1 protein-coding gene is annotated in these 702 nt (G+C 59.5%); it reads right to left on the bottom strand.

All coding sequences use genetic code 11. From position 1 onward, the window contains the following. The coding region (locus FH08_RS0133965) for an IS30 family transposase (RefSeq protein WP_031362624.1) at positions 1-702 on the bottom strand (702 nt) is incomplete at both ends.

The following is a 702-nucleotide window of genomic DNA, read 5'->3' as shown; positions in this document are numbered from 1 at the left end:
CCAGCATCACAAAGCGCGATTGGCGTTCAACCAGGGTCGCAATATGCGAGTTGTTCGAGCCCGATATCAAGTCACCTTCCCAGTGCCCCGGAACCGCTCGGTCTTCCACTTCGGCGGGACGTTCGCTGATTGATACAGCATCGATGATCGCCCCTCGGTTTTGTCCGCTGCCCGTGGCTTTTTTAGCGCGTCGCATCACGCGATGGGTGCGCAAATGCTCCATCAGCTCTTTTTTAAGGACGCCCCGGGCTTGTACATACAGGCTTCGGTAGATCGTTTCGTGTGATAGATGCATGAGCTTATTGACTGGAAACTGCCGTTTGAGCCAGCCCGATATCTGCGCAGGTGCCCATTGTTGTTTGAGCTTACTCGCCACGAGCATGCGTAGTCGCGCCCGGTTTGAAAGGGCACACGCTTTGGGCCGTAGCGCGCTCTTCCAGGCATTGGCGTCGGCCTGTTGGGCGCGGTACTTTATCGGGCCGCCGTTGCGTTCGATCTCCCGGCTGATCGTCGATGGCGCTCGGTTCAGGCTCGCTGCAATGCGGTTTGAAGACCAGTTTGCGCTCAGCCCACGCGAGATCGCTTCGCGCTCCTCGGGCGTCAGTGCACGTGGCGAGCGCTTTCTTGGCGGCGGTGCGATCCCACCGCGCTTAGCAAGCATCCGATGCACCGAGCCCACTTCACGCTCCAGCGCCCGACTAA

The sequence above is a fragment of the Caballeronia sordidicola genome, assembly GCF_000729995.1.
GTDB lineage: Bacteria > Pseudomonadota > Gammaproteobacteria > Burkholderiales > Burkholderiaceae > Caballeronia > Caballeronia sordidicola_A.
This window is presented reverse-complemented; position numbering and strand designations above follow the sequence as displayed.